At 70.2% G+C, this 7,476-nt stretch carries 9 protein-coding genes and 1 pseudogene; 9 read left to right on the top strand and 1 reads right to left on the bottom strand.

The features are described 5' to 3' along the window. Positions 1-79 precede the first annotated feature (79 nt). Positions 80-898, top strand: a complete 819-nt coding sequence (gene proC, locus HA073_RS29610) for a pyrroline-5-carboxylate reductase (RefSeq protein ID WP_043331082.1) — start codon at positions 80-82, stop codon at positions 896-898. A 3-nt stretch (positions 899-901) separates the two neighbouring features. Here the strand turns inward: proC and HA073_RS29605 are convergent, their stop codons facing one another. Next, complete coding sequence (locus tag HA073_RS29605; protein WP_223201362.1) at positions 902-1,624, bottom strand: YoaK family protein; 723 nt, start codon at positions 1,622-1,624, stop codon at positions 902-904. Positions 1,625-1,639: 15 nt separating this feature from the next. Between HA073_RS29605 and HA073_RS29600 the strand changes: the two genes are divergently transcribed. The 8 genes and pseudogenes from HA073_RS29600 to HA073_RS29565 all read left to right on the top strand — a co-directional run bounded on the left by HA073_RS29600 (position 1,640) and on the right by HA073_RS29565 (position 7,458). Continuing rightward, positions 1,640-1,882, top strand: a complete 243-nt coding sequence (locus tag HA073_RS29600) for a sugar porter family MFS transporter (RefSeq protein ID WP_166457805.1) — start codon at positions 1,640-1,642, stop codon at positions 1,880-1,882. A gap of 93 nt (positions 1,883-1,975) precedes the next feature. Continuing rightward, positions 1,976-2,278: an urease subunit gamma gene (locus tag HA073_RS29595; RefSeq protein ID WP_013287657.1), complete on the top strand. Its 303-nt coding sequence runs from the start codon at positions 1,976-1,978 to the stop codon at positions 2,276-2,278. A 43-nt stretch (positions 2,279-2,321) separates the two neighbouring features. Then, positions 2,322-2,657 (top strand): annotated as a pseudogene (locus tag HA073_RS29590) (urease subunit beta); the annotation flags it as partial. A gap of 184 nt (positions 2,658-2,841) precedes the next feature. Further along, the gene (locus tag HA073_RS29585) at positions 2,842-4,560 is read left to right on the top strand and encodes an urease subunit alpha (protein ID WP_043329421.1); all 1,719 of its coding nucleotides are present in this window, start codon (positions 2,842-2,844) and stop codon (positions 4,558-4,560) included. 59 nt (positions 4,561-4,619) lie between these two features. Next, positions 4,620-5,183: an urease accessory protein UreE gene (gene ureE, locus HA073_RS29580; protein WP_013475749.1), complete on the top strand. Its 564-nt coding sequence runs from the start codon at positions 4,620-4,622 to the stop codon at positions 5,181-5,183. Between the two features lie 17 nt (positions 5,184-5,200). Beyond that, positions 5,201-5,878, top strand: a complete 678-nt coding sequence (locus HA073_RS29575) for an urease accessory protein UreF (protein WP_309228073.1) — start codon at positions 5,201-5,203, stop codon at positions 5,876-5,878. Between the two features lie 30 nt (positions 5,879-5,908). Beyond that, entirely contained in the window at positions 5,909-6,538 is a 630-nt protein-coding gene (gene ureG / locus HA073_RS29570) for an urease accessory protein UreG (protein WP_013287653.1), read from the top strand. Beyond that, entirely contained in the window at positions 6,535-7,458 is a 924-nt protein-coding gene (locus HA073_RS29565; RefSeq protein WP_166457812.1) for an urease accessory protein UreD, read from the top strand. The genes ureG and HA073_RS29565 overlap by 4 nt, the downstream gene beginning before the upstream one ends. The last annotated feature ends 18 nt before the right edge of the window (positions 7,459-7,476 follow it).

Below are 7,476 nucleotides of genomic sequence, written 5' to 3'. Positions count from 1 at the left end.
CTCGGCGTACCGCTCCAGCGGCACGGTCTTCAGCTCGCGGGTGGCGTCGGCCAGCGGGACCCGGGAAGGGGTACGGCTGATGGCACGCGAGGTGCACACGGTCGCGGTGATCGGCGCCGGCAAGATCGGTGAGCTGATGCTGTCCGGGCTGCTGCGCTCCGGCTGGCCGGTGGAGCGGCTGCTCGCCACCGCGCGCCGCCCGGCCCGGGCGAAGGAGCTGGCCGACCGCTACGGCGTACGGGTGGTGGACAACCTCACCGCGGTGACCGAGGCCGAGGTGCTCGCGGTGTCGGTCAAGCCGCAGGACGCCGCCGCGCTGCTGGACGAGATCGGCCCGAAGGTGCCGGCGGACAAGCTGGTCATCTCGCTCTGCGCCGGCCTGCCGACGGCGTTCTTCAACCGACGGCTGCCAGAGGGCACCCCTGTGGTCCGGGTGATGACCAACACCCCGGCGCTCGTCGACCAGGCGATGAGCGCCATCTCGGCGGGCGCGTACGCCACCGGCGAGCACCTGGCCCTGGCGGAGGAGATGTTCTCCCCGCTCGGCTCGACCGTGCGGGTGCCCGAGTCGCAGCAGGACGCGGTCACCGCGCTCTCCGGCTCCGGCCCCGCCTACTTCTACCTGCTGGTCGAGGCCATGATCGACGCGGGGATCCTGCTCGGCCTGCCGCGTCAGGTGGCGCACGAGCTGATCGTGCAGACCGCGATCGGTTCGGCGGTGATGTTGCGCGACTCCGGCGAGCACCCGGTGAAGCTGCGCGAGGCGGTCACCTCGCCGGCCGGCACCACCATCTCCGCGGTCCGCGAGCTGGAGAACCACGGCGTACGCGCGGCCATGCTGGCGGCGCTGGAGGCGGCCCGGGACCGGGCCCGGGAACTCGCCGCCCAGGCGGACTGACGCTCAGCCGCGACGCGACGCCGGCCGCGGATGCCGCCGGAGCAGCAGGATCAGCACGGCCAGGGCGAGCGTCCCCCACAGTGGCACCCAGCGGGGCCGGTGCTGGGCGAGCGTGCCGACCGCGCCACCGACGCTGTAACTGACCAGGGCGAGCAGCCCGAGCAGGGTGCCCCGCCGGGCCCGGGCCCGGCCGGCGGCGGGGCCGAGCAGCCAGCGGGCGGCCCGCTCACCGGTCTTGGTCGTGGTGCCCGACTGGTAGGTGATCGGCGTGGCGATCCCCGTGGTACGGCTCGCCAGCGTGGTCAGGCTGCCCATGGCGGCCGCGCCGGCGGCGGCGAGCAGAACCCGGGACGCCGTGCCGTCCCGGCCGTACGCGAGCGCCAGGTTGAGCGCCGCCCAGACGATCATGGCGGCCTCGGTGACCGCGATGTCCACCAGCGGCGCCGACGTCGGCCCGGTGCGGCCGCGGAGCAGGCTGACCAGCCCGGCGGCGGTGGCGAACGCGACGATCGAGGCCGCGGAGACCGGCCACGTGGAGTGCCCGCCGGCGGGCCCCATGCCGAGGAAGATGGCGTTTCCGGACTGGTTGGCGACGAACGCGCCGTATCGCAGGAACGCGAAGGAGTCCAGCGCGCCGGCGGTGACGACGGCGAGCACCAGCGCCGCGAGCGGGCGCCGGAACTCGCGGTAGGAGTCCGCGGGGTCGTACGGCGCCGACCGGTTCACCCGTCCCCCGTCCGTGTGCAGGAGCAGCCCCGGCAGTTTTGCTGTCGGGCCGCCGCGGCGAACCTACTATATGTCGCATATGTAGGGTTTAGGGCGCTTCGCAACGCGGCGACCGGACGCGCGGCCGGCCGCTGGGGCGCCGGGTACCTGATCACGCAGTTCTTCCTGAGCCTGCTCGACGCGCTCGGTCGCTCGGGCGTGTTCGCGCTGATCGCCGCCGACTACGACCGGCGGCGGCGGGCGCACGCCGGTTCCTGAAATCTCCCTGAACGGCTGCGGCGCGACTAAACCGCTCTTACCGTGACGGAATAGCTAAAACCGTACAAAGCGTGCGGACGAAGGGATCGCGAAGTGCATCTCACGCCGAAGGAATTCGACAAGCTGACGATCCACTCGTTGGCGATGGTCGCCAACGCCCGCAAGGCGCGCGGGGTCAAGCTCAACCACCCCGAGGCCGTGGCGGTGATCTGCGCCGCGGCGCTCGAGGGCGCGCGCGAGGGCAAGACCGTCGAGGAGGTCATGAACGACGCCAGCCACGTGCTCACGGCCGACGACGTGATCCCCGGCGTGGCGGACATGATCCCGATGCTCCAGGTCGAAGCGGTGTTCACCGACGGGTCACGGCTGATCACCGTCCACTCACCCATCCAGTAGAGCAGCGACCGGAGGCCACGGTCTCCGGCAGAGCGGGGGCGACATGGCGAAGCAACACCCGGGACCGAACTCCAAGCACCTTCGGCCCATCGGCGGCTACAAGCTCAGCGACCAACCTCTGGAACTCAACGCCGGGCGGCCGGTGACCGAGGTGGTCGTGCACAACACCGGTGACCGGCCCATCCAGGTCGGCTCCCACTTCCACTTCTTCGAAGCCAACCGTTTCCTGGAGTTCGACCGCCCGGCGGCGTTCGGCAAGCGGCTGAACATCCCGGCCACGACCTCGATCCGGTTCGAGCCCGGCGACCGCAAGACAGTGCAACTGATCCCGTACGGCGGTTCCCAGCGGGTGTACGGCTTCAACGGACTGGTCCAGGGCTGGACCGGCGACGGGCCGATCCCCGGGTACCGGCCGGACCGGGCCGAGGCGCTCCACCAGGCCCAGACGCGCGGCTTCAAGACCACGTCGCAGGACCAGGACCAGGGCAAGGATCAGGACCAAGGCAAGGGCAAGGGCAAGTAGCCCGCCACTCTCAGACGCGCCAGAGCTGGAGCGATAACGCATGAGTCAGATCTCACGGCAGGAATACGCCGGAATGTACGGCCCGACCACGGGCGACCAGATCCGGCTGGGTGACACCGACCTCTACATCGAGATCGAGAAGGACCTGCGGGTCCTCGGTGACGAGGTGATGTACGGCGGTGGCAAGACCCTGCGCGACGGCATGGGCAGTGCCAGCCAGGCCACCAGCGCCGAGGGCGTGGTGGATCTGGTGATCACCAACGTGACAATCGTCGACGCGCTGCTCGGCGTGGTCAAGGCGGACGTGGGGATCAAGGACGGCAGGATCGCCGGGATCGGCAAGGCCGGCAACCCCAACATCATGGACGGGGTTACCCCGGGCCTGGTGACCGGACCGGGCACCGACGCGATCTCCGGTGAGCACCTGATCCTGACCGCCGGCGGCATCGACGCGCACGTCCACCTGGTCACTCCGCAGCAGGTGTACGCCGCGCTCAGCAACGGCGTCACCACCCTCTGGGGCGGCGGCACCGGGCCCAGCGACAGCACCAACGGCGTCACCATCACGCCCGGCCCGTGGAACATCCACAACATGATGCGGGCCTTCGAGAACCTGCCGATCAACATCGGCCTGCTGGGCAAGGGCAACAGCAGCGGCCGGGCGCCACTGGTCGAGCAGATCATGGCCGGGGTGCCCAGCTTCAAGATCCACGAGGACTGGGGCGCGCCGCCCGCGGTGATCCGGTCCTGCCTGGCCGTCGCCGACGAGTACGACGTCCAGATCAGCATCCACACCGACACGCTCAACGAGAGCGGCTACATCGAGGACAGCATCGCCGCCTTCGAGGGCCGGACCATCCACACGTTCCACACCGAGGGCGCGGGCGGCGGGCACGCGCCGGACATCATCAAGGTCGCCGGCCAGATGAACGTCCTGCCCGCGTCGACCACGCCCACCGTGCCGTACGGCATCAACAGCCAGTCCGAGCTGTACGACATGATCATGGTCTGCCACAACTTCAACCCGAAGGTGCCCTCGGACGTCGCCTTCGTGGAGAGCCGGATCCGCACCGAGACCATCGCCGCCGAGGACGTGCTCCTCGACGAGGGCGTCATCTCGATGATGCAGAGCGACTCGCAGGCCATGGGCCGGGTGGGGGAGACCTGGCTGCGCACCGTCCAGCTCGCCGGGCAGATGAAGAACGCCCGCGGCAAGCTGGCCGAGGACTCCGACGCCAACGACAACTTCCGCGTCCTGCGCTACGTCGCCAAGATGACCATCAACCCGGCGATCACCCAGGGCGTCTCGCACGTCATCGGCTCGGTCAGCCCGGGCAAGCTCGCCGACCTGGTGCTCTGGGAGCCCGCGTTCTTCGGCACGAAGCCGAAGATGGTGCTCAAGGGCGGCATGATCGCCTGGTCGATCATGGGCGACCCGAACGCCTCGCTGCCCACCCCGCAGCCGGTCTACTACCGGCCCATGTTCGGCGCCACCGGCTCCCAGCTCGCCAAGAACTGCGTGACGTTCGTGTCCCGGGCCGCGCACGAGTCCGGTGTGGCCGAACAGCTCGGCCTGCAACGGCAGGTCATGCCGGTCTACGGCTGCCGCAACCTGACCAAGCGCGACATGGTGCGCAACGACCGTACGCCGAAGCTCGAGGTCGACCCGGAGACCTTCGCCGTGAAGATGGACGGCGTGCACGCGACCGTGCCGGCGGCCAAGAACCTCCCCCTCAGCCAGCTCTACTTCTTCAGCTGACCCGGCGTGGCACCCGCCCCCGGCCGGGCCGGCGGCGGGGTCGCGTGAAAGGAGAACACATGCTCGTCGAAACGGTACTCGGCAACGTGAACGAGCCGGCCTGGACCGAGCGGCTCCGGGAGGCCAAGGTCGACGACCTGGTCCTCGACCAGTGGGACGCCCAGAAGAGCCGGCTGCGCCGGACCACGAGCCTCGGCACCGAGCTGGCGCTGTCCCTGGCCCGCGGCGTACGGCTGCGCGACGGCGACGTGCTCGCCTGGGACGACGCCACGGCGACCGCTGTGGTGGCCCGGATCGCGCTCGGCGAGGTGATGGTCGTGCACCTCGACACGCTGCACGGCGAGTCGCTGGACATGGTGATCCGTTCCGCCGTCGAACTCGGCCACGCGATCGGCAACCAGCACTGGCCGGCGGTGGTGAAGGGCACCAAGATGTACGTCCCGCTGACGGTGGACCGCAAGGTCATGGACTCGGTGATGCGGACACACGCGTTCACCGGCCTCACCCACGAGTTCATCCCCGGCACCGAGATCATCGCGTACCTGGCCCCGCACGAGTCGCGGCGGCTGTTCGGCGGGGCCGACTCGACCCCGCACACGCACCTGCCCGCCGACCTGAACTGAGGGCCGGGGTGTCCACGGTGACCGAGGCCCTGAAGCTGCTCCAGTTCGGCGACTCGGTCTTCCCGGTCGGCGCGTTCTCCTTCTCCAACGGGCTGGAGACGGCGGTCGAGCACGGCGCGGTGCACGACCGGACCACGTTGCAGGAATTCGTGCGGACGGTCACCCGTGCCGCCGCCACCGGTGACGGGGTGGCGCTGCTCGTGGCGCACCGCGCCGCGCGTGCCGGTGACCTCGACCGGATCCGGGCGGCCGACGAGGCCGTACACCTGCGCAAGATCAACGAGGAGACGCGGACGATGACCGTCCGCATGGGGCGCAAGCTGGCCGAGGCCGCCGAACGGGTGGTGGGGGAGTCCCTGCTGCGCAAGCGCGTCGCGGAGAGCGGCGGCGGCGTCCCGGTCACCTACCCGGTCGCGCTCGGCGTGCTCTTCGCCGAACTCGGCGTGGGCGAGGCGGACGCGTTCGCCGCCCACCAGTACGGCGCGGCCTCCATGGTGCTCGGCGCGGCGGTCCGGCTGATGCGGGTGGACCACCTCGACACCCAGTCGATCCTCTTCGCGGTGAACGAGCGGGTCGGCGAGGACTACGAGGAGGTGCGCACCGCCGGGCTGGACGACATGCAGAGCTTCGCGCCGCACCTCGACGTGCTGGCCGGCGCGCACCAGCACGCACACGTACGCATGTTCATGAGCTGAGCGCTCACCCACTGAAGGGCTTCTTCGAAAATGAAATCAGCGAGTCGGATCGGTGTCGGCGGCCCGGTGGGCAGCGGCAAGACGGCCATCATCGAGGCCGTCGTGCCCCGCCTGGTCGAGCAGGGCCTGCGCATCCTGGTCATCACCAACGACGTGGTCACCACCGAGGACGCCAAGCACGTCCGCCGCGCCCTGACCGGCGTGCTGGTGGAGGAGCGCATCGTCGGCGTGGAGACCGGCGCCTGCCCGCACACCGCCGTCCGCGAGGACCCCAGCATGAACCTCGCGGCGGTGGAGGACATGGAGGCGCGGTTCCCGGACAGCGACGTCGTGCTCATCGAGAGCGGCGGGGACAACCTCACGCTCACGTTCAGCCCCGCGCTCGTCGACTACTTCATCTACGTGATCGACGTGGCGGCCGGCGACAAGATCCCGCGCAAGAACGGTCCGGGCATCTCCAAGTCCGACATCCTCGTGATCAACAAGACCGACCTGGCCCCGTACGTCGACGCCGACCTGGACGTGATGGCCCGCGACGCCGAGCTGATGCGCGGCGGCAAGCCGTTCGTGTTCACCAACTGCAAGACCGGCGAGGGCATCGACGACCTGGTGGACCTGGTCCGCCGCAACGCGCTGTTCGACGCCGAAGTGCTGGCATGACCACTCTGGACTCCGTCCGGGAACTCGCGCCGTACCAGGACCAGCCGGCGCAGCTGCCGGCCGCCGCGAACGGCAAGGTGGGCATCCTCCGGCTGGGGTTCGAGTGGCGCGAGGACCAGGACCGGACCATCCTGCGCGACGTCTTCCGGCAGTCGCCGCTGCTGGTGCAGCGCGCGCTGTACTGGGACGAGGAGATGCCGGGCCTGCCCTGCGTCATGATCCTCACCACCTCGGGCGGCGTGCTCCAGGGCGACCGGCTGAGCATCGACGTCGACCTGGGGCCGGGCGCGCAGGCGCACCTGGTCACCCAGGCCGCCACCAAGATCCAGGAGATGGACGCCAACTACGGCACCCAGACCCAGAGCTTCACCCTGGCGCAGGACGCCTACCTGGAGTTCCTGCCCGAGCCGGTGATCCCGTTCCGGCGCAGCCGGTTCGTCTCCGACACCGTGGTCCGGCTCCCGGAGACCGCGACAATGCTGTACGCCGAGGTGCTCCAACCCGGCCGCAAGTACTACCGCGACGGCGAGATCTTCGCGTACGACCTGTTCTCCACCACGCTGCGGGCGCACCGGCCCGACGGACGCCCGTTGTTCGTGGAGAAGTTCGTCATCACTCCCGGCCGGTTCCCGGTGACGCGGATCGGCATGATGGACCGCTTCCACGTCTTCGGCAACGTCGTGCTGCTCACCGACCCGGACCGGGCGGCCCGGGTCTTCGAGCGGACCGCGACGCCGGTGTGGGACGAGCGGACGCCGCTGGCCACCGCCGTCAGCCGGCTGCCCAACGACGCCGGCCTGGTGTTCAAGGTGCTCGGGCAGGAGACCGAACCGGTCCGCGCCGCGGTACGCGCGTTCTGCACTGCCGCCCGCGAAGAGGTGACCGGCTGCACCTTCCCGCCGGTCTTCAGCTGGCGTTGAGGCGAGGAGAACAGCGGC

The sequence above is a fragment of the Micromonospora sp. CMU55-4 genome (assembly GCF_011602315.1).
GTDB lineage: Bacteria > Actinomycetota > Actinomycetes > Mycobacteriales > Micromonosporaceae > Micromonospora > Micromonospora chalcea.
Note: the sequence above shows the minus strand (reverse complement) of the source record. Positions and strands in the feature narration are given on the sequence as shown.

Coding starts and splice junctions, on each gene's coding strand:
- proC (WP_043331082.1), top strand. CDS start 80: ATGGCACGCGAGGTGCACACGGTCGCGGTGATCGGCGCCGGCAAGATC.
- HA073_RS29565 (WP_166457812.1), top strand. CDS start 6,535: ATGACCACTCTGGACTCCGTCCGGGAACTCGCGCCGTACCAGGACCAG.
- ureG (WP_013287653.1), top strand. CDS start 5,909: ATGAAATCAGCGAGTCGGATCGGTGTCGGCGGCCCGGTGGGCAGCGGC.
- ureE (WP_013475749.1), top strand. CDS start 4,620: ATGCTCGTCGAAACGGTACTCGGCAACGTGAACGAGCCGGCCTGGACC.
- HA073_RS29585 (WP_043329421.1), top strand. CDS start 2,842: ATGAGTCAGATCTCACGGCAGGAATACGCCGGAATGTACGGCCCGACC.